The organism is Paraburkholderia sp. HP33-1 (assembly GCF_021390595.1).
Taxonomy (GTDB): Bacteria; Pseudomonadota; Gammaproteobacteria; order Burkholderiales; family Burkholderiaceae; genus Paraburkholderia.
In genome coordinates this window covers 1,304,424-1,329,556 of sequence record NZ_JAJEJR010000002.1, presented here as the reverse complement: position 1 = coordinate 1,329,556, position 25,133 = coordinate 1,304,424, and the positions used below count along the sequence as shown (strand labels likewise).

Below are 25,133 nucleotides of genomic sequence, written 5' to 3'. Positions count from 1 at the left end.
ATGTCCCAGGGATTGCTCGATGCACAGAACGGCGCGCAGCCGTCGGACACCCACACACAGCATGCGCGCGGCATCTCGCGGCGCAGCTTCCTCAAATTCGGCGTGACGGTCGGCGCCGCGGCCGGCGGCGGTCTGCTGCTCGGCTTCAGCATGCCAGCCGCGAGCCAGGATCAGAAGGCGGGAAAGAGCGTGATCGGCGGCGATGCCAACGAGTCGCCGCAAAGCGGCGTGTTCGCGCCGAACGCGTTCATCCAGATCGACACCGCCGGCAAGGTCACGCTCGTGATCCCGAAGGTCGAGATGGGGCAGGGAGTCTACACGTCGATTCCGATGCTGATCGCCGAGGAGCTCGAAGTGCCGCTCGACGCGGTCACGATCGATCACGCTCCACCGAACGAAAAGCTCTTCATGGACCCGCTGCTCGGCGGCCAGCTGACGGGCGGCTCGACCTCGATCCGCTTCGCGTGGGAGCCGATGCGCCGCGCGGGCGCGACCGCGCGGGTGATGCTGATCAACGCGGCCGCGCAGCAATGGCAGGTCGATCCAGCGAGTTGTCATGCGCAGGCCGGTCAGGTGTTTCACGCGGCCAGCAATCGCAGCGCGAGCTATGGTCAGCTTGCGCAGGCCGCCTCCGCGCTGCCCGCGCCGCAGAACGTGCCGCTGAAAGACCCGAAGGATTTCAAGCTGATCGGCACGCCGGCGAAGCGTCTCGACTCGCCCGAGAAAGTCGACGGCACCGCGATGTTCGGGCTCGACGTGCGCGTGCCCGACATGGTCTATGCGGCGATCGCGAACTGCCCGGTGTTCGGCGGCACGCTCGCGAGCGTCGACGACACGCATGCGAAGACGATCCCCGGCGTGCGCAAGGTCATCAAGCTCGACAACGCGGTCGCGGTGATCGGCGACCATACGTGGGCGGCGAAGCGCGGCCTGCAGGCGCTCGACATCAAATGGAACGAAGGCGCGGGCGCGCAGGTGTCGATGAAGCGCATCGTCGACGATCTGGCGGCGGCCTCGCAACACGGCGGCGCGGTCGCGCGCAAGGATGGCGACGTCGGTCGCGCGTTCGGCGTTGCGAAGTCGCGCGTCGACGCGGTTTATCAGCAGCCGTTCCTCGCGCACGCGACGATGGAGCCGGTCAACTGCACGGTCCACGTGCGCGCCGACGCGTGCGAAATCTGGCTCGGCTCGCAGGTGCCGACGCGCGTCGTCGATACGGCGGTCGCGCTCACGGGTCTGTCGGCCGACAAGATCATCGTGCACAACCATCTGATCGGCGGCGGCTTCGGGCGGCGGCTCGAAACCGACATGGTCAGGCAGGCCGTGAAGGTCGGCAAACAGGTGTCGACGCCGGTCAAGGTGCTGTGGACGCGCGAGGAAGACATCCAGCACGACATGTACCGCCCGTACTACTACGACACGATCTCGGCCGGCCTCGACGCGAACGGCAAGCCGGTCGCGTGGCAGCACCGCATTGCGGGTTCGTCGATCCTGGCGCGCTTCGCGCCGCCTGCGGTCAAAAATGGTGTCGACCCCGACGCGGTGGAAGTCGCCGCCGATCTGCCGTACGACCTGCCGAACCAACTGATCGATTACGTGCGCGTGGAGCCGCACGCGGTGCCCACCGCGTTCTGGCGCGGCGTCGGACCGACGCGCGGCACGTTCGTGGTCGAGAGCTTTATCGACGAACTCGCCGCGCACGCGAAGATCGATCCGGTGCAGTACCGGCGCGACCTGCTCGGCAAATCGCCGCGTGCGCTGAACGTGCTGAACGTGGCCGCGCAAGCCGGCAACTGGGGCAGCGCGCTGCCCAAGGGGCGAGGGCGCGGCATCTCGGTGATGCACGCGTTCGGCAGCTTCTTCGCGATCGTCGTCGAGGTCGCCGTCGAGCAGGGCGAGGTGACGGTCAAGCACGTCAACTGCGCGGTCGATTGCGGGATGTTCGTCAATCCGAACACGATCGAGGCGCAGGTGCAGGGCGGCATCATCTTCGGTATCACGGCGGCGCTCTATAGCGAGATCACGATCAAGGACGGCCGCGTCGAGCAGAACAACTTCACCGACTACCGGATGCTGCGCATCAACCAGACGCCGCCGATAGATGTGCATATCGTGAAGAGCGGCGAGGCGCCCGGCGGCATCGGCGAGCCGGGGACCGCGGCGCTCGCGCCCGCGCTGACCAACGCGATCTATGCGGCTACCGGCACGCGGCTGCGGCAATTGCCCGTCGGCCGTCAACTGCACAACGCGTGATGAGAAAGGAGCCCGACATGAAAAACATGCTGAAGGGTCTTGGCGCGGCGTTGTGCGTCGCCTTACCGTTTCTCGCGCAGGTGCCTGCCGGGGCGGCAACTCCGGCAACCCGCTCCGCCGCCGACCAGGCGCTCGCGCAACGCGGCGCCTATCTCGCTCAACTCGGCGATTGCGCGGCCTGCCACACCGCGCCGAAAGGCAAGCCGTTCGCCGGCGGCCTGCCGATGAGCACGCCGATGGGCCGCATCTACGTGACCAACATCACGCCCGACGCGCAGACCGGCATCGGCGGCTACACGGAAGCGGACTTTGCGCGAGCGCTGCGTGAGGGCGTCGCGAAAGACGGCCACAACCTGTATCCGGCGATGCCCTATCCGTCCTACGCGAAGGTCAACGACGACGACGTGAAGGCGCTGTACGCGTTCTTCATGCACGGCGTCGCACCGGTGCAGCAGGCCAATCGCGAGTCCGACATCAGATGGCCGTTGAACATGCGCTGGCCGCTGATGTTCTGGAACATGGCGTTTCTCGACAAAGGCGCGTATCGCGACAGGCCGGGCAAGGACGCCGCGTGGAATCGCGGCGCGTATCTGGTGCAAGGGCTTGGGCATTGCGGGTCGTGCCATACGCCGCGCGGCGTCGCGTTCCAGGAAATCGCGCTCGACGAAAGCGGCAACGCGTTCCTGAGCGGCGCGCTGCTCGATGACTGGTTCGCGTCGAATCTGACCGGCGAGCACAACGCAGGGCTCGGCCGCTGGAGCGACGCGGATCTGCGCACGTTTCTGAAGACCGGCGCGAATCGACATGCGTCGGCGTTCGGCTCGATGACGAGCGTGATCAACAACAGCACGCAAGCCATGAGCGACGAGGATGTCGCGGCGATTTCGACGTATCTGAAGTCGCTACCGCCGGCGGGCGGCAACGCCGCGCCGCCCTATACGTACGATCCGCAGGCGACGAAGGTGTCGCTCGACCGCCCCGCGAACGATGCCGGCGCGCGCGTCTATACGGCGTATTGCATGCACTGTCACGGCGTCGACGGACGCGGCTTCGCGCCGATGCTCGCGCCGCTCGCGGGTAATCCGAACGTGCTCGCGAAGGACGCGTCGTCGCTGATCAACGTGACGTTGAACGGCACCGGCGATCTCGTGATCAACGGCGTGCCGTCGCCGTTCCCGATGCCGGGCTTCGCGGCGGTGCTCGACGACCAGCAGATCGCCGACGTGCTGAGCTTCGTGCGCGCGGGCTGGAACAACGGCGCGCCGGCGGTCGGTGTGGCGGAGGTGGCGAAGCTGCGTCAATCGACGCAGGCGGCGCGTTGAGCGTCGGATAGGTGGTGCGAAATGCAAGGGAGATGGCACCCCGTACGACTCACTCGCCACAGCAGATACGGCGCACGGCCGGCAATTACTGTGAAAAACGGGCTCGTGCCGCATGCCGACAGCTTTTAGCCCGGTCGCTTGGCGCCCGGTGTAGTGCGCAGATCAGACGCGTTGAGGAAGAATTCACTGTTGTCCGCGAGCCGCGCGATCATGAAGTCGATGAAGGTTCTCACGCGCAGCGGTTGCTCCTTTCGATGACGGTAGTAGATGTAGATCGACTCGCGCGCGGTCATATGTTGCGTGAGTAGCGGTACTAGCCGCCCAGCGCGGATATGGGAAACAGCCGAAAAGCTGCCAAGCTGACCGATCGCGAGACCGGCCACGACTGCTTCCGTTTCCGCGTCGATGTCGTTTGCGCACAGCGATGCGGCGATCTCGCGATATACGATTTCGCTGCCGATCAGAAACTCCCACGGTGCCTGCTTGCCGGTGTTCGCGCGCCGGTAACTCGTGCAACGATGAGCGTCGAGATCGTCGATAGTTTTCGGCACCCCGCACCGCTCGATGTAGGCCGGCGACGCGCATACGACCAGTTGAATGGGCAGCAGACGCCGGGCAATCGCGCCCTCGGAAGGGGGTGATCCTCCGCGGAAGCCGACATCCGCGCGATCGCTGATGAGGTCGGTGAAGTGATCGTCGAATCGGACGTCCAGCTGAACGTCGGGATAGAGCGCCGCGAATTCGAGGATGGACGGCCAAAGCACCGCTCGCCCGAGCGCCGTTGGCGCGCTAACCCGCAGCGGGCCCGCGACTTCCTCCTTGGAGCGGCGAGCGTCGTCGATCGCCGCCGACAGCATGGTCAGCGCCGGCTCGACGCCTTGCAGCAGTCGTTGTCCCTCTTCCGTCAGACTCAGCTTGCGAGTTGTCCGGTGAAACAGCCGCACCCCCAGTGACTTTTCCAACTGCATGACCGCGTGACTGGCCGCCTGCGGCGAGATGCCCTGGTCAACGGCGGCCTTGCGCAGATTGCCGAGCGCCGCAGCACGGGCAAAGATCGAAATCGCTCGAACCTCGTTCATCGGCAGCTTCCGATTCGCAAATAAAAGTTGATTATCAGTCTAGCAAACGACGGCTAGTGCGAACGAATCTCCCGCCATATGCTTCGTTCACCTTCACCACAAACGTAGGAGCACATCATGAGCAACGTCACGAAACAGCAATTCAAGCGCGTCTGGTTCATTACTGGCGCATCGCGCGGTCTTGGCGCGCTGATCGCACAAGCCGCACTGGCAGACGGCAATGCAGTCGTCGCCGCGGGACGCAACGTCGCCGCGATCATCGAGCGTCTTGGCGCGTCGCCCGCGCTGCTGCCAGTCGCGCTCGACGTAACCGACGAGGCGCAGGCCAGAGCGTCGGTCGCCGCAGCCATCGAGAAATTCGGCCGCATTGACGTGCTGGTCAACAACGCGGGGTTCGGCCTGCTTGCGGCAGTGGAGGAATCGAGCGACGCGGACGTGCGCCGCATGTACGACACCAATGTCTTTGGTCTGCTGAACGTAACGCGGGCAGTGTTGCCGGTCATGCGCAAGCAGCGCTCTGGGCACGTGATCAACATGTCGTCGATTGGCGGTTATCGCGCGGCAGCGGGGTTCGGCGTGTACAGCTCGACGAAGTTCGCTGTCGAAGGCATTACGGAAGCACTCCACGCAGAGCTTAAGCCGCTTGGCATTCATGCGACCGTCATCGAACCGGGCTACTTCCGCACTGATTTTCTCGATGCGTCGTCGCTCGTCGTCGGCAAGGACATCATCGACGACTATGACGAGACCTCGGGTAAGGTACGCCGCCTGGCCGTCGGGCTAAATCACAATCAGCCCGGAAATCCGGAGAAACTCGCGACGGCCCTCGTCACCCTCGCTGACGCGCAGAAGCCGCCGCTGCGTCTCCCGCTCGGAAGCGACACGCTGAAGGCGATCGCGGACAAGAGCGCTTACGTGATGGCGGAAACGGAAACGTGGAAAGAGTTGTCAGCGTCGACGGACTTTGCTGTTTGAGTCGCGTATCGGGTCCTTGTCCGCCAACGTTTCCTCCGTTCACGCGTGAATCCGCCATCCAGAAGTCCAGCACGATTGCCAGCGCCTGGTCGAGCGGCACGGTTTCAACTTGCGGTGACAAAGATCGCTCGCCGTAGGACATTGAGCTGCTCATGTTCGGCCAGGAATTTGACACCGCCAGCCGTGTTCCCCGCGTCAATCGCCTCAAACGCCTGCATGACTCTGGGCTGGACCGCACCGAACGGAACGGCTGCTTCTATTGGCCACACGACCGAGCCTCGCAACGACTGCCGCTCCGGCAGACATCGCTTGAACCGCTCAAGGCCAAAGCGTTTGTAGAACATATGCAGCGGCCAGACGTCCAGGAACAGGGCCATGTTCTTTTTAGCCAACATCTGATAGACCTTGGTTGCGCCTTCTCCCACGGCCTGGTCCGGTACCGGCATCCGCGGCGAGGCATAAGGCGATAGGCGTTCAAGCGGCGAACTGGTGTTGTTCCATTGCTGATAGGTATTCCGTTGCCGGTTCGACCTGGAGATCATTTCTGCGGCGTTGAGCAGGCCGCAGCCGACCTGTTTTGATGCGAAGGCCGCGAGCCCAGCCCATTGAAAACGGCGATCATCCAGCCACAGGTTCGCATAGGCTGCATTGATGCGGCGGTATCGAACAACGGTCGTTCGTCAAACGCAACCAGCGACCTGCTTGGCCAGGTCCATAAAGGCACTGCAATATTTGTGAAAGTTAATAAATAGATTTTTACTACGGAGTCCCAACACATCAAGGCACAAGTGTAAACGCGGCTAATTCGATATTATGAGTCTGCGCCTGGCGATTGAGGTACAACGCGTAATCCTCCTTAATGATTTTCTTTACACTGGGAGCATACCAATAGGTTGCTCTGAATGGCGCACTGTACAAGCGCTCAAGCTGCTTTGCATTCGTCCCCCGGCTCTCTATTTTGAAGGCGTCAAATGATCCAGCAGATACCTGGACGCGCTCGAATGCAACAACTTCGGCGTGTCCGCTCACCTCAAGGGTCCCGGACGTGAAACGCCGAACATGATGAAAGTCCCAACCTTTTCCGACCGTCATTGGAAAGCTAAGGTATCCATTGCTTGGCTCATACGTTGTCCCGTTACCATCTCGCGTCATGTTTGCCTGATTGTCGTAATCTACTTCTTTTGGGGGGGCGCCGTTCCACGAAGACGACAACGTCGTCTGCTTCTCCGTTACTGCTACTACCGTCAGAACGAGGGGAGTTCCGGGCTTAGCGTCGGTTCTCCCCCATAGAAGTGTCCACGTGTCCCCAACCTTGTAGATCGGGGCAGTAGTGGTGGGCGCATTTGGCGCACTTGCTGGCTCTTGGGCCACGACGGGTCTTGTCAGGCAACCGACCAACATTGCGGCATAGCAAAACTGCCTCGCAAACATCGACAGGTATGCCGCCACGACAAGCGTTTTCATGGGGAAACCTCTCGGCTGCGATAACACGCGAACATCCAAAAATGGCGATGCCATGGAGCATAGGCCTAGCATCCGACTATGTTCCTTCGTACGTCAGTGCAGTTTGGTACTCTACCGAACATACTCAAAGTGTTCGCGAATGGCCAGCAACGCGTGCTCGTGTGCCTGTTTCGGCTGCTGCTTCTGGAGCGACTGCGCAAAATTGTGAACAATCTGGAGACCCGTGTTGACCGTCCTGTCCTGGCCGGGTACAGCCTGATGCAATCCGCATGCGCAGCCCGAGCCTCGTAATGCTGCGATCGGCGGCACGCGACCCGTTGGAGTCACTTATACGTCACGCGCGACCGTGCGCTGCTAACCAGATACCTGACTTCACAGCTTGCCCTGAGCAGCGTAAGTCCGACAGGAGATTCACGCGTTGCATCGCGGATGTTCAATGCCAAGGCTGCGGCGTCGGCTAGCGTCTCAACGCGAACCGGCGCCATGTTTTTCTGCCATCACGCGTCGACAATCACTTCGAAACCGCCATAGATTAGCCGCTGGCCGTCAAAAGGCATCGGATCTTTATCTGGTTGCAGCCGCGGGTCGGCCATTACCGCTTTCATTCCTTCGTCTCGCGACTGGCGCGACGGCCAGACAACCCAGGAGAACACCACCGTCTCATCATCCTTGCGCTTGATCGCCATTGGAAACGACGTCACCTTGCCCTCCGGCACGTCATCTCCCCAGCATTCGACCACCTTCAACGCGCCGTGCTCCTTGAAGACGGCCGCCGCTCTTTCTGCGAACTGTCTGTAAACTTCGCGGTTGGCTGTAGGCACGGGGACAACAAATCCATCGACGTAAGTCATTCGCAATCTCCTTTTTCCCATACGGACTATAGGTGCCGATCGGCAGCGCATCGCAACACGACCGCCCATACGCACGACGAGCGGGGAGTCAAGAAATCGACAATAGTCGATTCCCTTGCACCGATAGCCTGCTTTGACCCTAAGCGGCGCTTTGAGGTATGGCGTCGGCCTGCTCACGTAAGCGTTTGCCCAATGCCGAGGAGGTTGCCCTCGCTATCTCGGAACCGAACCTTCCTTTGAATCACGTTGAACGACATTCGGTACCACGTGGTCCACAACCACGAACATGGTTCCGAACCGAGGCTCAAGTGCTCAAGGACGCGCCACGCCTGGTGGGCCCTGGAGTGGGTCAGCGACGGGTCATCAGTCGCCGCGCCTCGAAGGTCCGCTCGCCGCGGGATTGTGTTGAAAAAGTCTTGTTTTGGTCGGAGACGCAGGAGTTCGCAGCACGTTTTCGAGTTGTGGCGATCGGCGAAGCGGCGACCTTGAACGAGGCAACGGTCCCCCGTTGCTCGTCATGCAACGGTCTGGTTCATCTGCTTGCTTCCAGGCATGAACCGCTTGGCCATTCTTCGCAGGTTTTGCGCAGTCGCTGCCATCAGGAACTCATCATGAGCACCGCTTGGACCTCGCAGTCGCAAACGGTCCAGTTTCAGGATGCGTTTGAGATGCGCAAAGAGCATTTCCACCTTCTTTCGCTCACGGCAAGATCGCTTGTATTCAGGCGTCTTCGCAATACGCCTGGCCTCGTCGCGTGCAGCTTCATGGATGCTGCGGGCAATCTTGCGGAATGGTGTATTCGGGCAGCAGCGCTCCTTCATCGAACAGCTCCCGCAGTCGAGCGGGCTTGCCCGATAGATGATCGTGTCTGCCTTCGTGATGCGCGAGCGCGGATTCCTGAATTTGCGCCGATCACTGCGTAGTGCGTGCCCGGTAGGACAGCGATATTCATTAGCGAGTTCATCCCATCGGAACTCGCTGCTGGACAATGTATTGTCCTTGCGCGTCGTTTTATCCCAGACCGGAACATGTGGTGCAATTTCCTTCTCTTCGATCATCCAGGCAAGCATCGCTGCTGAGCCATACGCGGTGTCGCCTGCAAGACGTCGAGGTTTGAGATCGCGCCGCTGCTCAACGCGATCAATCATCGTCCTGGTTGATTCCACTTCGTGGGAACGGTTCGCGGGCGTCGCCTCGACGTCAACGATGATCCCTGCTTGCAGGTCAATCAGATAATTGGTCGAGTAGGCGAAGAACGGCAAGCCACCCTTGGCGGCTGTCCAGCTCGCAGCGGGATCCGTCAGGGATATCCTCTTTGGAGGCGTCGATGACTCTGTCATCTCCGCCGCTTCGGTGCCTGCTGGATTCGCTTCTTCCAACGCTTCCAGATACTCCCGCACGGCACGGCTTTGGCCCTTGACACAACCCCAGTCGATGGGTTCAGAACCCGGAACACCGCGTACAGAACTCGCGTCGGCTCTGATGATGCTCGCGTCAATCGCGAATCCTTCACCCTTTACGAGCCCTTCGGACATGCACCGACCCAGTACCGACTCGAACACATGGCGCAGCACATCGCTATCGCGGAAGCGACCGTGGCGGTTCTTGGAGAATGTCGAGTGTTCGGGTACGGCGTCCTCCAGGCCCAGGCGGCAGAACCATCGATACGCCAGATTCAGATGCACTTCTTCGCATAGCCTGCGCTCGGACCGGATGCCGAAACAGTAGCCCACAATCAACATGCGGATCATGAGCTCCGGATCAATCGATGGCCGTCCCATGGGACTGTAGAACGGCGCAAGATGCTGGCGTAGATCACGCAGATCAAGAAAGTGATCGATGCCTCTCAACAGGTGCTCGCGAGGGACGTGACTATCGAGGTTGAACGAGTAGAAGAGTTTGTCCTGTCCGCTGCCCAGTTGACCCATCATGACGAATCACTCCCGTCGATCGATGGCTTCCAGGATACCCAACAATCCGCATGCCGGGCGACTTTTTCAACACAATCCGCGGGCAAGCGGACGCTCGCGACCTGATTGGGAAGGACCGCTCCTGGCCGCTACCGCCTGTCCGCAAGTGGCCTCCCCGGAAATCAGCCATTCGTATAGCCCACTGCGATCTGGAAGATCGGCGCGCGGTAGTCGCGATGTCCCGCGCGAGCGACGAAGCACCCCTTTACCAGTTCCTGGACGCGAGGAACGACTTCACCTGCCCGGCGACGATCGTATAGCCGGCGTCGTTGAGATGCACCGTGTCGGAACGCAGCGAAGTCGGTGGGATGTTGTTGTTGTGATCCATGACGTCCTGAGGAAGGCTCGGATCGTACGAATTGACTAGTGTCGTCTCGACGTCGATGAAATTGTCCGGATACGCCGCTTTCAAGGACGCGTTGATATCGTCGATGTCCTGCGCGCCCTGTGCGCCGGCATATTCATAGCTGTACTCGCCCTTGATGACCGACAGCACCGCGAAGTGCGCACCAGCTGGCTTGAGCCACTGCACGATGGATTTGACGTCCGCGATGACAGTCGAAGGGTCAGCGTAATTGTTACGACCGACCCAAATGATCGCGGTCCACATGTCATAACCTTCCGTGTCGGCAAGGAATGCCGATCCAGCGGCACACGGCACAGCCGACCCGGCGCTGTCACGCGTGAAGGTATAGCTTTCGGTCGTCGACGGCGGGCCGCCAGCCGCTGTCCGCTGGAGCGCGCCATGAACCGAACAGAGCGTTCCTGACTCGCTGCGAGCGGTGTCATCGGCCGGTGTCGACAACAGTTCGATCGACAAATTCGACAAACCGACTGCAGTGGTGCTTGCCGGCACTGCGTCGCCAACGAGCGTCACTGCGGATGGCAACGCTCCGACCCGCGCTGCGATTTGCGTCGATGTTTGACCTCCGACGCCGAGATTCGCATAGGGTCTATTACTCAGCATTCCGGACAATATTGCCGGATAACCGCCGTTCGCCGATCCGACTCCCTGCGTCAAACTATCGCCGATGGCAACGAGGTTCGTCGACGAACTCGTGGCTGTGGGAGTGGAAGCGGCGGTGGGAGCAGAAGCGGCTGCAGGAGTGGTAGCGGTACTTTCAACGTTTGAAGAAGAATTGCCGCCACCGCCGCAAGCAGTCAGCACCAGGCTGGCGACCATTACCGTCAAAAGTGCTTGAGTCCGATTCATGGCTCCTCTCTGTCGAGTGATTGAGTCCATCAACCTGCACGCATCGCCGGCCTTGAAGCAAGCGGGATATCTGAGGTTTCTCCCTGTTTCAGGGAGGAAACTCAGTCAGCGTGCTTCCTCTGCGATTTGCACTTTGCCCGGGTTCACAGCATGGATTCGCAAGATCGGATCGGACATGCCGGTCGAACCTGGAGATCACGCCGTTGGACTGAATCAAGACAGCCTGCATCGGATACAAGAGACGTGCGAGCGACGAATTGTCGGAGCCCTGCATCCTCACAACGCTCGCCCTCACATGCAGTACGCGACTGTTGCTGTTTCGCGATGTGCGCAGGATGGCGTCGGCATCGATGGCACTGAGCGAGCGCTGTCTGCAAGCGTACTTTCATGGGAACGGACGCGTGCCCCTCGGACGGAAATCGCCAAGACCTTGTCGGTTTCGCATGAGATATCCGTCGAGAAGAAGGGAACCACGACTGTCCCAGCCGATCCTGGTCCTCGACCTCTTCGAGCATACCTATTACCTGAAGTATCAGCATCGCCACAACGAGCACGTCAACCAGCTGTTCAGCATCATCAACTGGGATAACGCTGCAATGAGCCTTCAGGAGGCGATGCCGTCGCGCGCGTCGGCCTGAAGCACGCGGGCAGCATGCATGCGCGTGGTGTAACGTCGAGGCGAAAACCTGGGTACTGTCATGAATCCTGCCAGGGCGCGACTTTCAATCCTGCTTCCGCCTGCGGGCGTGGACGGGAGTGCGTGGGTGCTGCTTGCAGCCAGGAGCCTGCGCGGGATTTGCGATGGCTTCGTCGCCGTACTGCTGCCAGCGTATCTTCTCGCGCTCGGTTTCGGGAAGCTCACGGTCGGCCTGATCGGCACGGCCACACTGCTCGGCTCGGCTGTTGCGACGATTGTTGTCGGCCTGCTGGGTAGCCGTTACCCGCAGCGTGCGCTGCTGCTCTTCGCTGCCGCCCTGATGACAGCAACCGGTCTTGCGTTTGGATTCCTCTCGTCACTATGGCCGCTGCTCCTTGTAGCGTTTGTCGGCACGCTCAATCCAGGCTCGGGTGACGTCAGCCTGTTTCTGCCGCTTGAGCACGCACGCCTTGCCGAATCTGCGAACAGCGACGCCCGAACTGCGCTCTTCGCCCGCTACAGCCTCGTGGGTGGGCTGTCCGCAGCACTGGGCGCTCTGCTCGCCGCACTTCCGGACTGGATTGCGGCACATTCCAGGGTTTCCGCGCTCCTCGCGATGCGCGGGATGTTCAACGCATACGCGATCACGGGCTTCGCTGTATTCCTGCTATACCTCCGCCTGCCGAAGCGTGAGCCACACACAGCGGCAGCCAGAGCGCCGCTCGGACCGTCGCGCGGGATCGTCATACGCCTCGCGCTGCTGTTTAGCGTCGACGCGTTTGCAGGTGGACTGCTGGTGAACTCGCTGCTGACGCTGTGGCTTATCCAGCGCTTTGGTTTTTCTCTCGCTGCGGCAGGGCAGTTCTTTTTCTGGTCGGGGCTGCTCAGTGCCGGGTCGCAACTGGCGGCTGCACCGATTGCTCGAAGGATCGGCCTGCTCAACACGATGGTGTTCACCCACATTCCATCGAGCGTGTGCCTCATCGCTGCCGCCTTCACGTCCTCGCTGCCGCTGACCCTGGTGTTGCTGCTTGCGCGCAGTGCGTTGTCGCAGCTCGATGTGCCGACCCGTAGCGCTTACGTGATGGCTGTCGTGACACCGCCCGAACGACCGGCCGCTGCGAGCTTTACGGCGGTACCACGTAGCCTTGCGGCGGCTATCGCGCCAACGATCGCCGGCGGGCTGCTCGGAGCCGGATGGCTCGGCGCACCCCTGGTAGCGTGCGGCACGCTCAAGATTGCCTACGATCTCGCGGTGCTCGCGGCGTTCCGTCGTATCAGGCCGGACGGAGGATCATCGTGAAAAGTGGACGCGCGGGCCATCGCTTCGTTGCGCCACTCATCGGTATGCTTTTCGCGGTCGCGGTCGCGGTTGCAGGCGGGAGCGGTACCGATTGTGTCGCACAGGGAGCGGATGACGCGGTGACCGGCAACTTGCCACTGAAGCACATTGAGGATGTGCCGCTGCCAGGACGCACGTCACGATTCGACTATGCAACCTACGACCCCGGCCGCCATCTGCTATTCATCGCGCATCTGGGGGACAGCGAAGTCGTCGTATTTGACACACTCGCATCGCGCGTCGTCGCGCGCATACCTGGCATCTCCGCCGTGCACGGCGTGTTGGTGGCCCCCGAACTGTCCCGCGTGTTTGCGTCGGCAACTGGCACAAACGAGGTTGTCGCGATCGACGAGCACACGCTGAGCATCACTGCCCGTGCGCCCGGCGGCATCTATCCGGACGGCATGGAGTATGCGCCCGATGCGCGCAGACTCTTCGTATCAGACGAGACCGGAGAGACGGAGACAGTGATCGATGTTCCGAGCAACCGCCGTATTGCGACGATTCCGCTCGACGGTGAAGTTGGCAATTCGCAATATGACCCAGTTTCTCGACACATCTTCGTCAACGTGCAGACGCGGCGACAACTGGTGGAGATAAATCCGGCCACCAACACAGTCGTTTCCCGTACTGATCTGCCGGGCGCGAAGGGCAATCATGGACTGCTGATCGTCCCGGAATCACGCCTCGCGTTGATTGCCTGTGAGGACAACGATCGCCTGCTGGTACTCGACATGCGCACGATGAAGGTCGTCAGGGCGTTCGACATCGGCGGCGATCCTGATGTGCTCGCCTTCGATCCCGCATTGCGCATGGCATACGTGGCCGGTGAGTCGGGCGTCGTGTCAATGTTCAGCGTAGGCGCGTCCGGCGTGTCGAAGATCGGCGATGGCAGGGTCGGGCCGAACGCGCATGTCGTGAGTGTCGATGCGCAGACGCATCGGTCCTGGTTCCCGCTGAAGGACGTCGACGGACATCCTGTGCTGCGCATAATGGCGCCCCGGTGAGTTTAGGTGTCTGACGGTGCGCGCATTCGAGTCTCGCCAGGCCATAGCCCGCACGTCACCGATGCTGTCCCACCTTCTGCCACTTTTCGAGCACGCGCGCATACCAGGTGAGCGGAAAGCACATCGCGAAGTAGATCATCGCAACCATGCCGTAGATCGGAAACGGCCGGAACGCCGCATTCGTGATCATCGTTCCGGTCTTCGTCAGTTCGGTGAAGCCGATGATCGACGCGAGCGCGGTGCTCTTGACGACCTGCACGAGAAAACCGACCGTCGGCGCGACCGCGATTTTCAGTGCCTGCGGCCACACGATATAGCGTAGTTGCTGGCCGAACGTCATGCCGAGGCTTGCGCCCGCCGCCCACTGGCCGCGCGGCACCGCTTCGACACAGCCGCGCCAGATGTCGACCAGATACGCGCTCGTGTAGAGCGTCAGCGTGACGGTCGCGGCTGCCCACGGCGACACGTCGATACCAAGCAGCGGCAGGCCGAAGAACGCGAGAAAGAGCTGCATCAGCAGCGGCGTGCCCTGAAACACCTCGACGTACACCACGACGATGCGCCGCAACCACGCGATCGGCGACACCCGCATCGCGAGCAGCACGAGCCCGACCAGCCCGCCGCCGACGAACGCGATCAGCGACAGCAACAGCGTCCAGCGCGCGGCGAGCAGCAGATTGCGGGCGATGTCCCACAGTGTGAATTCGACCATGATCAGCGCTCCGTCGGCAGGGTGCGCGCGCCGCGCCACATCAGGCGGCTGCGCCAGTTGCGCGGCAAGCCGTCGGCGCCGCTACTGCTGTTGTTACCGCGCGCGGCGCGGCCCGCGAACAGGCCGCGGCCGAAACGGTTCAGCAGTTGCCGCAACACGATCGACATCAGCAGATAGGTCGCCGTGATGATCACGTAGCTCTCGAACGAGCGGAAGTTGCGCGATTGGATGAAGTTCGCCGCATACGTCAGGTCAGGCACCGAGATCTGCGACACGACGGCCGAGCCGAGCATCACGATCAGCACCTGGCCGAGCAGCGCGGGAAACACGTTGGCGAGCGCCTGCGGCAGCACGACGTGGCGGAACACCTGGCGTCCGTGCAGGCCAAGCGCCTGCGCGGCCTGCACCTGGCCGCGCGAAATCGAACCGATGCCGGCGCGCACGATCTCGGTCGCGTACGCGCCGAGATTGACGGTCATCGCGAGAATCGCGGCCTGGATCTCGTCGATATGAATGCCGAGGCTCGGCAGGCCGAAGAACACGAAGAACAGTTGCACGAGAAACGGCGTGTTGCGGATCAGCTCGACGTAACACGCCACCAGCCAGCGCGCCCACTTCGGCCCGGCCGCCGCGATGCTCGCGCCGGCGATACCGACGAGCCCGCCCGCCAGTGTCGAGACGGCAGTGAGCCCAAGTGTCACGGCGGCGCCGCGCGCGAGCATCCCCGCATAAAGGCCGAAGCCACTGAAATCGAACGCGTAGGTCATGGCCTCGTGCCCATCACAGGATCAGTTTGCGGCGCGGTCTTCCAGGGACCACGCCACAGGGTTCAAAGATCGGCCGGCAACGGTGCGCGCAGCCACTTCTGCGAGATCGCGTTCATCGTGCCGTCCTTGCGGGCCTTGGCAATCGTTTCGTCGACCTTCGCCTTCAGGCGCGGTTCGTTCTTGTTCATACCGACGTGATCGGGCGAGCTGAACAGCGCGAACTTCTGCTCCGGATCGTTCGCCGGATGCCGCGCGAGAATCGTCGCGCCGACGTCGTTGCCGACCACCATCAACTGTACCTGACCAGAAAGAAACGCCGAAATTGCGCCGTTCGGATCGTCGAAGCGTTTGATGTTCGCGGAGGGCGGCGCGATTTTCGTCACGCTGAGGTCTTCGAGCGTGCCGCGCGCAACCGAGATCGACTTGCCGGCGAGGTCGGCGGCGCTCTTCACCTGCAACGACTTCGGGCCGAACACCGCGAGGTAGTACGGCGCGTAGGGTTGCGAGAAGTCGATCACTTTTTCGCGCTCCGGCGTCTGGCCGACCGACAGCAGCAGGTCGGCCTTGTGGTCGGCGAGGAAGGCCATGCGGTTGTCGCCCGTGACCGGCACGAGCTCGACTTTCGCGTTCAGTGCCTTGCCGATCAGATTGGCGACGTCGATGTCGTAGCCGACCGGCTTCATGTCCGGACCGATCGAGCCGAACGGCGGATAGTCCTCGAACACGCCGATGCGCACGGTGCCGGACTTCGCGATGTCGTCGAGCGCGTCGGCATGCGCGGCCGACGGCAGCGCGGCGAGCGCGCCGAGCGCGGTCATCGCGAGCGTCGCGGCGAGCGTCGCGAACACGCGGCGGGTCGGTTGGAGAGCGGAGCGCTGGTTCATCGTGTTTTCCTCTGTCGAAAAGCGGTCGTGATTGAAGCGAAGCGTGTGTGATGTAGGCGGGTATCGGGCGGCGCGAGTCGATGCACTGTAGGGTTGCCAAAAACTCGCAACAATCGAAATATGCGCATGGATCGCATGACGTACGCTCATGGCTCGCGGCCCGCGGACGCGGTGGCGCGGCGGCTCGTGCGCGCGCGGCCGATCACGTATGCTGTGGGCTTGACGGGTGGAGCGGCGACGGGCGCTGCCACCGCCTCGCAATGATTTTTTCTGATCCTGGACATCCGATGCGACGCCTACCGCCGCTCAACGCGCTGCAGATTTTCGAAACGGTCGCGCGCCATCGCAGCTTCACGCGTGCCGCCAACCATCTATGCCTGACGCAAGGCGCGGTCAGTCGCCAGATCATCGCGCTCGAGGAGTACTACAAGTTCCCGCTGTTCAAGCGTCACGCGAAAGGCCTGACGCTGACCGCCGAGGGCGAAATGCTGTTGCCGGCCGTCAAGGAGAGCTTCGCGCGCATCGAGGAAATGTCGCTGCGCCTCACGCGCCAGCGCACCGATCTGGCGCTGAAGGTGCCGACCTGCGTGATGCGCTGGATGTTGCCGAAGATCATGCGCTTCCAGTCCGAATATCCCGATCTCCATGTGCAGATCACGACCACCTGGCAGCACGACGTCGATTTCCAGAGCGAACCGTTCGACGCGGCGATCATCTATGGTTCGTCGCCGGGTGCGGACGTCCAGGCGGTGTCACTGTTCGAGGAGCGTCTGACGCCGGTCTGCACGCCCGAACTGTTGAAGGACAAACCGCTCGCGCAGGTGGCCGATCTCGCGCGCCACACGCTGCTGCATCCGACGCGCGATCACCGGGACTGGAAGATGTGGCTCTCAAAAGTGGCGGAAACCGACGCGGCGGGCGCCGCCACGATCGACGCGGAACTCGGCCCGAGCTTCGACACGCTCGATATGGCGACCAACGCCGCCGCGCAGGGCTTCGGCATCGCGATCAGCGACCTCGCGCTGATCGACGAGGACGTCGCGGCGCGGCGCCTCGTGCGGCCGTTCGATACGGTGCTGAAGACCGGCTGGCGTTATTACTTCGTGTATCCGGATTCAGTCGCGCAACAGCAGAAGCTGAATCTGTTCCGCGACTGGATGGTCGAGCATTGGGAAGACTAAGGCGGCCGTGGTGGCTGCCCGCCTGCTCGCGATAACGCCTCACGTCACGGTGCGAACGACAGAAACAGATACGCCGCGAACAGCGACAGATGCACGGCGCCTTGCAGGATCGTCGTGCGACCGGTGCTGAGCGTCAGCGTGCAGACCACTAGCGTGAGCGCGAGCAGCACCATCTCCTTGCCGTTGATGCCGAGCACGATAGGCTGGCCGATGTAGAGGAACACGCCGGCGACGGTCGGAATGGTCAGTCCGATACTCGCCAGCGCCGAGCCGAGCGCGAGGTTCAGGCTGGTCTGCAGACGATCGCCACGCGCCGCGCGCAGCGCCGCGAGCCCTTCCGGCAGCAGCACCAGCGACGCAATCACGATCCCGACCACGGCCGGCGGCGCGCCCGCGTTCAGCACGGCGGCTTCGACCGCCGGTGACAGCACTTTCGCCAGCAGCACCACGGCGACGAGGCTCACGAACAGCAGCACGCCGCTGATGGCCGCGAGCCGCACGCCCGGCGGCTCGGCATGGACGTCTTCGTCGGGTACGTCAGCGAGGAAGTAATCGCGATGGCGCACGGTCTGCACGAACACGAACACGCAGTACAGCACCAGCGACGACACGCCGGCAAACGCGAGCTGCGACGGCGACAGGGTTGGCCCGGGGCTGGTGGTCGTGAAGTTCGGCATCACGAGCGTCAGCACCGACAGAGACGCGAGCACCGCCAGCGCGGCCGCCGCGCCACGGCTCTGGAAGTCCTGCTCGCGATGGCGGATGCCGCCCACCAGCAGACATAGCCCGACGAGCCCGTTACAGACGATCATCACGGCCGCGAACACGGTATCGCGCGCGAGGCCGGCCTTCTCGGGACCGGACGTCAGCATCACCGAGACGATCAGCGCCACCTCGATCACCGTGACGGCGACCGCCAGCACCAGCGTGCCGAACGGCTCGCCGACGCGATGCGCGACGACTTCAGCGTGATGCACGGCGGCAAACACGACCGCGCAGAGCGACACGCCGACCACCGCGAGCAGCAGCGCGTGGCCCGGCATCGCGTAGGCGGCACCGAGCACGATCCAGGCAATGAATGGCACGACGAGGGTCCAGCGGGGCAAGACGGTCGTGGGGGAAGTCATGGGGGCTGCGGTTCCGAGGGCGCTGGGGAATCGCCGCTTAAGGGCGGTTCGAATGCCGCGCCGCGAGGCAAGGATATCGAGTGCTGAATCGGATCGTGGGCTGGCGTCGCGGCGCGGGTTGCGCCGTCGACACCAGCTTCCTGCATTTACCGCAACTTCTTCGGCAGGTTGGCCGGCTTACTGGCCGATGGCGCGGATCGTCAGCGCGGCTTTCACCGACGTCACGCCTGCCACGCCTTGTGCGGCATTCGTTGCCAGTTCGATCTGACCCTGTTCCGGCACCGAGCCTTCCAGCGTGACGGCGCCATCGCGTGCGCGCACGATGATGTTACCTACCGTCAGGCCCTTCGTGCGCGCGAGCGTGCCGCGGACCTTCTTCTGCAACGCGCGGTTGGCCGCGCGAGTCTGCTTGGCGCTCGGCGCTGCTGCCGCCGGCGCCGCGGTCGCAGCCGCATCGCTGCTTTGCGCGTAAGCGTTGAGGGAAGCGAGAACGACCAGCGCGCCACCGATCATCTTGATTACCGGGAATGCTTTCATTCAACCATCTCCTGTTGTCGTAGGAACGTCGCCCCCGGATGGGAGCGATATTTTCACCAGCGGGTACAGCGGGACTCAATGCGAATGGAGCATGCAAACGGCCGTGAGACCGCCCGGTTGCACACAATACAACAATTAGTGCCATGTCGCCCTCAATGGCGGTAAAAGTGAGGCTTTGGTACAACGAACAGGCTGAACGCAACCCAGGATTCAGGACGTCCAACCCATGCGAAGCGCGCCTCTTCCCATCCGCCCGTTACGCCGCGACGATCTGCCGGTCGACACCGTCGAGCTCGCGCGCTTCATGGTCGGCAAATACCTCGTGCACGATCTGCCCGAAGGACGCCTGAGCGGACGCATCGTCGAGACCGAGGCGTATCCGCTCGGCGATTCGACGAGCCACGCGTTCATCGGACGCCGTCCGCACAACGGGTCGATGTTCCTCGCGCGCGGTCACGCCTATGTGCGACTGACCTACGGCGTTTCGTACATGCTGAACATGTCGGCGGAAGCGGAGGAGGTCGGCGCCGGCATCCTGCTGCGCGCGATCGAACCGCTCGAAGGACTCGCGCTGATGGAAGCGCGCCGTCCCGGCGTGCCTTTGCGCGATCTCGCGCGCGGACCCGGTCGGCTGACCGGGGCGTTCGGCATCGGCAAGGCGTTCGACGGCCACGATCTGTGCACGGGACGGGGGTTATGGATCGGCGTGATCGAGACTGGCGACGCGCCGATCGGCGTGACGACGCGCATCGGCCTGTCGCGCGAAATGCATCGGCCGTTGCGTTTTTTCGAACCGGGCAGCGCGTTCGTCAGCGGGCCGCGCAAGCTTTTGACGATTCCGCATTCGGGCGCATGACATTGCGGCCGCACGGGGCGGATTTTTCTCAGATCAGATGTATTTCGGAAACATCAGACGCAAAGGTTGAGATCCCGATAATTGTTAACCGGTAGATGACGCTGGTTGAGTCAGTTCCACTGTATTCCCCTGGATTATTGCGAAATGAACAATTTTTAATCTTGAAATTAAGGGTTTTCCCTCGTCAATGCGGTGACTAGACTGAACTTATTCGCTGCACACCACGGTGGCCGCGATGCAGATAAAACCACATTGGAGGGAAGTCATCATGAAATCGCTGATCAAGGCAGTCGCTGTTGCAGCCGTTCTCGCCGCACCGGTCGCGTCGTTCGCGCAGGCGAGCCAGCAGCCGGTCACGCGCGCGGAAGTCCGCAACGAACTGATCCAACTGGAGCACGCGGGCTATAACCCGGCGACATCGAACGACACGAGTTACCCGGCCGACGTCCAGGCCGCTGAGCGGCGGGTGCAAGCGCAAAATCCGGCCGTCGCGCAGACGCAGACCCTGCCGACCGCCGACACGAGCGGTTATGGCGCGCCGATGAGCGGATCGACGCAAGCGGGCGGCATGGCGCAGCCGGTGACTGGCCCGAAAAGCGTGTATTTCGGTAACTGATTGCCACGCACACGGCTCAACGCGGTGTACCGCTTTCGACGGCGCACCGCGTTTCATACCAGGTACTGTTCCAATCGAGCGCGCCGCACCGATGTACCCGCGAGCGTGTCATTCGTGCGCGCGTTACGTTCGTCTTTCTGAAGGAACCTCCGCTGCCGCAAGGTAGCTTGGCCCAAACTCTTCGAGGTTTGGGCTTTTTTTGCGTCCGATCCAGATCTCAGGGCCGTTCACCGGTAATGTAGAACTCGAGCTGCTGGATCGTGAACTGCTGTTCCGCGATGATGTTCTTCACGAGGTCCCCGATCGACACCATGCCGATCAGCCTGTCGTTGTCGATGACCGGCAGGTGGCGCATGCGCCGCTCGGTCATCAGGGCCATGCAGTCTTCGATCGTCTGGTCCGGGCGAACGAAGCGCACCGCCTTGCTCATGATGTCGCGCACCGGGGTCGCCTTCGACGACCGGTCCATCAGCACCACCTTGCGCGCGTAGTCGCGCTCCGTAACGATGCCGGCGATGCTCTCGCCGTCCGTCACCACCAGCGCGCCGATGCCCTTCTCGGCCATCAAACGGATCGCCTCGTAGACGGAATCGTCGGCGCCGATCGTGTAGACGTTGGAGGGGTTCGGTTTCGTTTTAAGAAGCTGTGCAACGCTTGTCATTGAGCGGCTCCGTTTCGCAGTGCAGCACGCCGAAGTGGCGCACTGTCGTGAGGGACAGGCGATTCCAGTATAGGCGCGCCATACGCTCGCGGTACACCAGGAATACCTGGCATGCGGATTAGCGGTAAACTCGCAATCCAAACCTTATCCCCGGCTCGACCGGGTTCATGCCAGCACCATTGTTCAACGCCATGCTCACGTCTCAGGATTCCTCGCCCGCAGCGGACGGCGCCGTCACCGCCGAATGCGTCGTACTCGACGCCACCGCCACGCTGCCCACGCGCTACGGCACGTTCACTTCCTATGTGTTTCGCGTGGTCGACAGCGGCGCCGAACATCTCGCGCTCGTGATGGGCGATGTCGCCAACCAGTCGTCCGTGCTGACGCGCCTGCATTCGGAATGTCTGACGGGCGATGTGCTCGGCTCGTATCGCTGCGACTGCGGCGAACAGCTCGATCTCGCGCTGCGCTATATCGCAGCCGAGGGTTGCGGTGTGCTCCTGTATCTGCGTGGGCACGAAGGGCGCGGCATCGGCCTGTCGAACAAGATCCGCGCGTACGCGCTGCAGGAGCAGGGGCGCGATACCGTCGAAGCCAATCTCGATCTCGGCCTGCCCGACGATTCACGCGAATACGATTCGGCCGCGGGCATCCTGCGCACGCTGAAGGTCACGTCGGTGCGCCTGATGAGCAACAATCCGGAGAAGTTCGACACGCTGTCGAAGCACGGCATTCCGGTGTGCGAGCGCGTGGCGCTCGCAATTCCTATGCGCGAGGAAAACGAGCGGTATATCCGCACGAAGCAGCTGAAGTTCGGGCATTACTTCGACGAGAACGAATAGAGTAAATTCGACGCCGGGCCCAGCCGGGCCCGGCCGGCAAAATCGTCCGCGCGGGGCATGGTGATGGTCGTGAGGAATTGTTGCCCTGTGACGATCACCGCCCGGTCAGCATCCGGAGGATTTTCTGCACGATGAGCTCATGCTGCTCCAGCGCCTCATCGAGCGTACGAGCTCCGTAGCTCTTGTTGTCTCGCGCTTCCATTCCGGCGACGCGGGTCACGAACAGCGAAGCCTCTTCGGTTTTAGGTTCGGACACACCGCGGAAGCGGGTTGTGACCATCACACCGGATTCGTCCAGCAGCGTGCGCCGGAAGATCAGTTCGTTCTCAGTCATCCAGCGCGACCACTCGCCCCGGTCGAACACCTCGACGGGTCTGTTCTTGGCGTCGAGGACATAAAAGCGTTCCCCGCTTGACTGACCGGAGCGTGATCTCATTTTCAATCCGACGGCGTGAGCAGGAAGCCGATCGCCTCCCGCCACCAGGTTTCATCGACGCGGCCAATCCAGTCGTTATGTTCAGCCGCCTTCACGACCATCAGTTGTCTCGGTTCGGCGAGCGAGTTGTAGAGCGCTTCGCCGAAGCGCGGGGGGACGATGCTGTCGCGTTCCGCAACCACTACCAGAACGGGGCGGCCGAACAACTCCAGGTGGGTCACGCTGTCGTATTGGTCGCGCAGCAGCCACTTTACGGGCAGCCACGGATAGTGATGAGCAGCGACGTGCTCGAGCCGATCCCATGGCGTGATGAGCAGCAAGCAAGCGGTCTTGTCGCGTTCACGCGAGCCGGCTGCGGCCGCCACGCCGGCCCCGAGCGATTCGCCGATGATGAGTAGCGGCGCGCCGTAGTGGCGATGCGCCAGCGCGATGGTTTGTTGGGCATCAGCGACCAGAGTCTCTTCGGCCGGCGTGCCGTCGCGCGGCCCGTAGCCTGGATATTCGGCGAGGATCACGCGCAGCCCGAACCGGGTGAGCGCTGCGGTGTAGAACGAGCGGTGGCCGGCATGCCCCGCATTCCCATGAAAGACGATGGCGGTGGCGCGCGCGGAACCGGCGGGCTCGGCCACGAGGCCCCGGAACGTTTCAGGTGTCGGCCAGGCGCGAAGCCCGCCGGAAACGACGTCCTCGGTTGCAGCCTTCTCAGGGAAGTAGAGAAAACGATCCAGCAAGATGGCGACTCCTGCGAACACAATCGGGCGTGCAACGATGAAACGCAGCATCAACCCACGACGCCCCGCGCTTGCACAGCGTACCTTGGACCCGCTTTGTGCTCCATACTTCGGGGAATCACGCCGCCGAAAGGATCGACATGGGCACCGACCTTGCACACTCCTGGTTGACCCGCAGCGCGCCTGTAGCTGCAGCAGAGGCTGCGGGCCGACCGCTCGTGGCGCTGGAATCGACCATCATCGCTCACGGCATGCCCTACCCGGAGAATATCCGCACTGCGCGCGAAGTGGAGGCCTTGATCCGCGACGCGGGAGCCGAGCCCGCGACTATCGCGCTGATCGGCGGGCGAATCCACATCGGCCTTTCGGACGGCGAGTTGGAACTGCTAGCCCGATCGGACCAGGTCCGCAAGGTCAGCCGCCGCGACCTGGCGGCCGTGCTGGCCGGCGGCGGTCTCGGCGCCACCACAGTGGCCGGCACGATGATATGTGCCGCGCTGGCCGGCATCGAGGTCTTTGTCACTGGAGGCATTGGCGGCGTGCACCGGGGCGCGCAGGAAACTTTCGACATCTCGGCCGACCTGCAGGAACTGGCGAAGACCTCGGTCGCGGTGGTCTGTGCCGGTGCGAAGTCCATCCTGGACATCGGGCTCACATTGGAATACCTGGAAACGTTCGGCGTGCCGGTGCTCAGTTGCGAGCAGGACAATTTCGCTGCGTTTTACACGCGCGACAGCGGTTTTCGCGCGGACTTCCGGCTGGATGACGCGGTGGAGCAGGCGCGCTTCATTCGCACCAAGTGGGACCTGGGCCTCGCGGGCGGCGTGGTGTTGAGCACGCCGGTGCCGGCGCCAGCAGCGATGGCGTTTGAAGAAATCGACGCGCTGACTCAGCAGGCACTTGCCGAGGCCAAAGCGCAAGGAATTACCGGGAAGGCTGTGACCCCCTTCCTGCTGGCTCGCATCAAGGCCCTGACCGGTGGACGCAGCCTGGCGACAAACATCGCGCTCGTAAAACACAACGCCGAGGTGGGCGCAAGGCTGGCGCTGGCGTTGGCACACGAGGGGCGCGGGGCGGGCGCGGCGTAGCCGCCGGCGTCTCGCCCTTGCGGGAGGCGTGGTCGAGACTCCGGCCTTTACGGAGGCCCGACTTCAGACTAGGCTGAGATCAAGCAGTTCGGGTCTCACCGATGGGCACGCAAGCGTGGCATGACCCAAATCCCCTGCGATCGAACCAGGCTCGCAGGAGAAGCGTCACTTCGCCGGAAACTGGAGACGCAGCATGAACACTGAAGCGTACCAGCCCTGTATCGACGCATGCGATGCGTGCGCCGCCGCTTGCGACCGCTGTGCATCTGCGTGCCTCGCAGACCCGGGCGTCGCAGCGATGACCAAGTGCATTCGGCTCAACGCCGATTGCAGTTCCCTGTGCCGCTTCACCTCCGCGGCGCTAGCTCGACAGAGCCATCTCGCCTTCGAACTCTGTGCGCTGTGCGCGCGGATCTGCGATGAATGTGCCGAGGAATGCGGCCGTCATGCACCTGAGCACTGTGGCACGTGCAGCGATGCTTGCCGCGTGTGCGCGGAAGCTTGCCGGAAGATCTGACGCCTGCGGTCCCCAAAAACCGGTTTTTCCCGCGCTAGCGAAAGCGAACTATTCTTAAAGGGTCT

At 62.7% G+C, this 25,133-nt stretch carries 27 protein-coding genes; 13 read left to right on the top strand and 14 right to left on the bottom strand.

The genetic code is table 11. The features are described from left to right. Both L0U81_RS22005 and L0U81_RS22000 read left to right on the top strand, forming a co-directional pair. Positions 1–2,253 (top strand): xanthine dehydrogenase family protein molybdopterin-binding subunit, encoded by a 2,253-nt coding sequence (locus tag L0U81_RS22005; RefSeq protein WP_233805618.1) that lies wholly within the window; start codon positions 1–3, stop codon positions 2,251–2,253. Between the two features lie 17 nt (positions 2,254–2,270). Beyond that, the gene (locus L0U81_RS22000) at positions 2,271–3,575 is read left to right on the top strand and encodes a c-type cytochrome (protein ID WP_233805617.1); all 1,305 of its coding nucleotides are present in this window, start codon (positions 2,271–2,273) and stop codon (positions 3,573–3,575) included. A gap of 125 nt (positions 3,576–3,700) precedes the next feature. On the opposite strand, the gene L0U81_RS21995 is transcribed toward L0U81_RS22000, so the two are convergent. After that, complete coding sequence (locus tag L0U81_RS21995; RefSeq protein ID WP_233805616.1) at positions 3,701–4,654, bottom strand: LysR family transcriptional regulator; 954 nt, start codon at positions 4,652–4,654, stop codon at positions 3,701–3,703. 117 nt (positions 4,655–4,771) lie between these two features. On the opposite strand from L0U81_RS21995, the gene L0U81_RS21990 reads away from it, so the two are divergent. Next, complete coding sequence (locus tag L0U81_RS21990; RefSeq protein ID WP_233805615.1) at positions 4,772–5,629, top strand: oxidoreductase; 858 nt, start codon at positions 4,772–4,774, stop codon at positions 5,627–5,629. 104 nt (positions 5,630–5,733) lie between these two features. On the opposite strand, the gene L0U81_RS21985 is transcribed toward L0U81_RS21990, so the two are convergent. The 5 genes from L0U81_RS21985 to L0U81_RS21965 all read right to left on the bottom strand — a co-directional run bounded on the left by L0U81_RS21985 (position 5,734) and on the right by L0U81_RS21965 (position 11,127). Then, complete coding sequence (locus L0U81_RS21985; protein ID WP_442793459.1) at positions 5,734–6,282, bottom strand: DUF2515 family protein; 549 nt, start codon at positions 6,280–6,282, stop codon at positions 5,734–5,736. A 124-nt stretch (positions 6,283–6,406) separates the two neighbouring features. Beyond that, positions 6,407–7,093, bottom strand: a complete 687-nt coding sequence (locus L0U81_RS21980; protein ID WP_233805613.1) for a hypothetical protein — start codon at positions 7,091–7,093, stop codon at positions 6,407–6,409. Between the two features lie 497 nt (positions 7,094–7,590). Next, positions 7,591–7,944: a DUF1428 domain-containing protein gene (locus tag L0U81_RS21975; protein ID WP_233805612.1), complete on the bottom strand. Its 354-nt coding sequence runs from the start codon at positions 7,942–7,944 to the stop codon at positions 7,591–7,593. A 515-nt stretch (positions 7,945–8,459) separates the two neighbouring features. Further along, positions 8,460–9,875 carry an IS1182 family transposase gene (locus L0U81_RS21970; RefSeq protein ID WP_233805282.1) on the bottom strand — a complete coding sequence of 472 codons (1,416 nt, stop codon included), beginning with the start codon at positions 9,873–9,875 and terminating at the stop codon, positions 8,460–8,462. A gap of 244 nt (positions 9,876–10,119) precedes the next feature. Further along, positions 10,120–11,127 carry a hypothetical protein gene (locus L0U81_RS21965; RefSeq protein WP_233805611.1) on the bottom strand — a complete coding sequence of 336 codons (1,008 nt, stop codon included), beginning with the start codon at positions 11,125–11,127 and terminating at the stop codon, positions 10,120–10,122. A gap of 443 nt (positions 11,128–11,570) precedes the next feature. On the opposite strand from L0U81_RS21965, the gene L0U81_RS21960 reads away from it, so the two are divergent. The 3 genes from L0U81_RS21960 to L0U81_RS21950 are packed head-to-tail and all read left to right on the top strand — an operon-like array spanning position 11,571 to position 14,113. Continuing rightward, a complete protein-coding gene (locus L0U81_RS21960; protein WP_233805610.1) occupies positions 11,571–11,765 on the top strand; it encodes a Fe-Mn family superoxide dismutase in 195 nt (64 codons plus the stop codon). A gap of 60 nt (positions 11,766–11,825) precedes the next feature. Next, positions 11,826–13,067: an MFS transporter gene (locus tag L0U81_RS21955; protein WP_233805609.1), complete on the top strand. Its 1,242-nt coding sequence runs from the start codon at positions 11,826–11,828 to the stop codon at positions 13,065–13,067. 44 nt (positions 13,068–13,111) lie between these two features. Beyond that, positions 13,112–14,113 carry a YncE family protein gene (locus L0U81_RS21950; protein WP_233805608.1) on the top strand — a complete coding sequence of 334 codons (1,002 nt, stop codon included), beginning with the start codon at positions 13,112–13,114 and terminating at the stop codon, positions 14,111–14,113. Between the two features lie 55 nt (positions 14,114–14,168). Here L0U81_RS21950 and L0U81_RS21945 read toward each other — a convergent pair whose 3' ends face one another. The 3 genes from L0U81_RS21945 to L0U81_RS21935 form a co-directional block, all read right to left on the bottom strand. Continuing rightward, positions 14,169–14,825 carry an amino acid ABC transporter permease gene (locus L0U81_RS21945; RefSeq protein ID WP_233805607.1) on the bottom strand — a complete coding sequence of 219 codons (657 nt, stop codon included), beginning with the start codon at positions 14,823–14,825 and terminating at the stop codon, positions 14,169–14,171. A gap of 2 nt (positions 14,826–14,827) precedes the next feature. After that, complete coding sequence (locus L0U81_RS21940) at positions 14,828–15,592, bottom strand: amino acid ABC transporter permease (RefSeq protein WP_233805606.1); 765 nt, start codon at positions 15,590–15,592, stop codon at positions 14,828–14,830. A gap of 62 nt (positions 15,593–15,654) precedes the next feature. Further along, positions 15,655–16,476, bottom strand: a complete 822-nt coding sequence (locus L0U81_RS21935) for a transporter substrate-binding domain-containing protein (RefSeq protein ID WP_233805605.1) — start codon at positions 16,474–16,476, stop codon at positions 15,655–15,657. Positions 16,477–16,602: 126 nt separating this feature from the next. On the opposite strand from L0U81_RS21935, the gene L0U81_RS21930 reads away from it, so the two are divergent. Both L0U81_RS21930 and L0U81_RS21925 read left to right on the top strand, forming a co-directional pair. After that, the gene (locus tag L0U81_RS21930) at positions 16,603–16,740 is read left to right on the top strand and encodes a hypothetical protein (RefSeq protein WP_233805604.1); all 138 of its coding nucleotides are present in this window, start codon (positions 16,603–16,605) and stop codon (positions 16,738–16,740) included. Between the two features lie 23 nt (positions 16,741–16,763). Then, positions 16,764–17,657, top strand: a complete 894-nt coding sequence (locus L0U81_RS21925) for a LysR substrate-binding domain-containing protein (protein WP_233805603.1) — start codon at positions 16,764–16,766, stop codon at positions 17,655–17,657. A 44-nt stretch (positions 17,658–17,701) separates the two neighbouring features. On the opposite strand, the gene L0U81_RS21920 is transcribed toward L0U81_RS21925, so the two are convergent. Both L0U81_RS21920 and L0U81_RS21915 read right to left on the bottom strand, forming a co-directional pair. Further along, on the bottom strand, positions 17,702–18,784 hold the full coding sequence (locus L0U81_RS21920; RefSeq protein ID WP_233805602.1) for a calcium:proton antiporter: 1,083 nt from the start codon (positions 18,782–18,784) through the stop codon (positions 17,702–17,704). A 177-nt stretch (positions 18,785–18,961) separates the two neighbouring features. After that, positions 18,962–19,321 (bottom strand): BON domain-containing protein, encoded by a 360-nt coding sequence (locus L0U81_RS21915; protein ID WP_233805601.1) that lies wholly within the window; start codon positions 19,319–19,321, stop codon positions 18,962–18,964. Positions 19,322–19,547: 226 nt separating this feature from the next. Between L0U81_RS21915 and L0U81_RS21910 the strand changes: the two genes are divergently transcribed. Beyond that, positions 19,548–20,177, top strand: a complete 630-nt coding sequence (locus L0U81_RS21910; protein ID WP_233805600.1) for a DNA-3-methyladenine glycosylase — start codon at positions 19,548–19,550, stop codon at positions 20,175–20,177. A gap of 268 nt (positions 20,178–20,445) precedes the next feature. Then, entirely contained in the window at positions 20,446–20,793 is a 348-nt protein-coding gene (locus tag L0U81_RS21905) for a DUF4148 domain-containing protein (RefSeq protein WP_233805599.1), read from the top strand. A 217-nt stretch (positions 20,794–21,010) separates the two neighbouring features. On the opposite strand, the gene L0U81_RS21900 is transcribed toward L0U81_RS21905, so the two are convergent. Next, positions 21,011–21,454 carry a CBS domain-containing protein gene (locus tag L0U81_RS21900; protein ID WP_233805598.1) on the bottom strand — a complete coding sequence of 148 codons (444 nt, stop codon included), beginning with the start codon at positions 21,452–21,454 and terminating at the stop codon, positions 21,011–21,013. A 191-nt stretch (positions 21,455–21,645) separates the two neighbouring features. Here L0U81_RS21900 and ribA point away from each other — a divergent pair, with 191 nt between their 5' ends. Continuing rightward, on the top strand, positions 21,646–22,296 hold the full coding sequence (ribA, locus tag L0U81_RS21895) for a GTP cyclohydrolase II (protein WP_233807882.1): 651 nt from the start codon (positions 21,646–21,648) through the stop codon (positions 22,294–22,296). Between the two features lie 94 nt (positions 22,297–22,390). On the opposite strand, the gene L0U81_RS21890 is transcribed toward ribA, so the two are convergent. Both L0U81_RS21890 and L0U81_RS21885 read right to left on the bottom strand, forming a co-directional pair. Further along, positions 22,391–22,732 carry a hypothetical protein gene (locus tag L0U81_RS21890; RefSeq protein WP_233805597.1) on the bottom strand — a complete coding sequence of 114 codons (342 nt, stop codon included), beginning with the start codon at positions 22,730–22,732 and terminating at the stop codon, positions 22,391–22,393. Between the two features lie 2 nt (positions 22,733–22,734). After that, a complete protein-coding gene (locus L0U81_RS21885) occupies positions 22,735–23,514 on the bottom strand; it encodes an alpha/beta hydrolase (protein ID WP_233805596.1) in 780 nt (259 codons plus the stop codon). A gap of 89 nt (positions 23,515–23,603) precedes the next feature. Between L0U81_RS21885 and L0U81_RS21880 the strand changes: the two genes are divergently transcribed. Both L0U81_RS21880 and L0U81_RS21875 read left to right on the top strand, forming a co-directional pair. Further along, the gene (locus L0U81_RS21880; protein WP_233805595.1) at positions 23,604–24,551 is read left to right on the top strand and encodes a pseudouridine-5'-phosphate glycosidase; all 948 of its coding nucleotides are present in this window, start codon (positions 23,604–23,606) and stop codon (positions 24,549–24,551) included. 193 nt (positions 24,552–24,744) lie between these two features. Further along, the gene (locus tag L0U81_RS21875) at positions 24,745–25,068 is read left to right on the top strand and encodes a four-helix bundle copper-binding protein (RefSeq protein ID WP_233805594.1); all 324 of its coding nucleotides are present in this window, start codon (positions 24,745–24,747) and stop codon (positions 25,066–25,068) included. Positions 25,069–25,133: the final 65 nt, after the last annotated feature.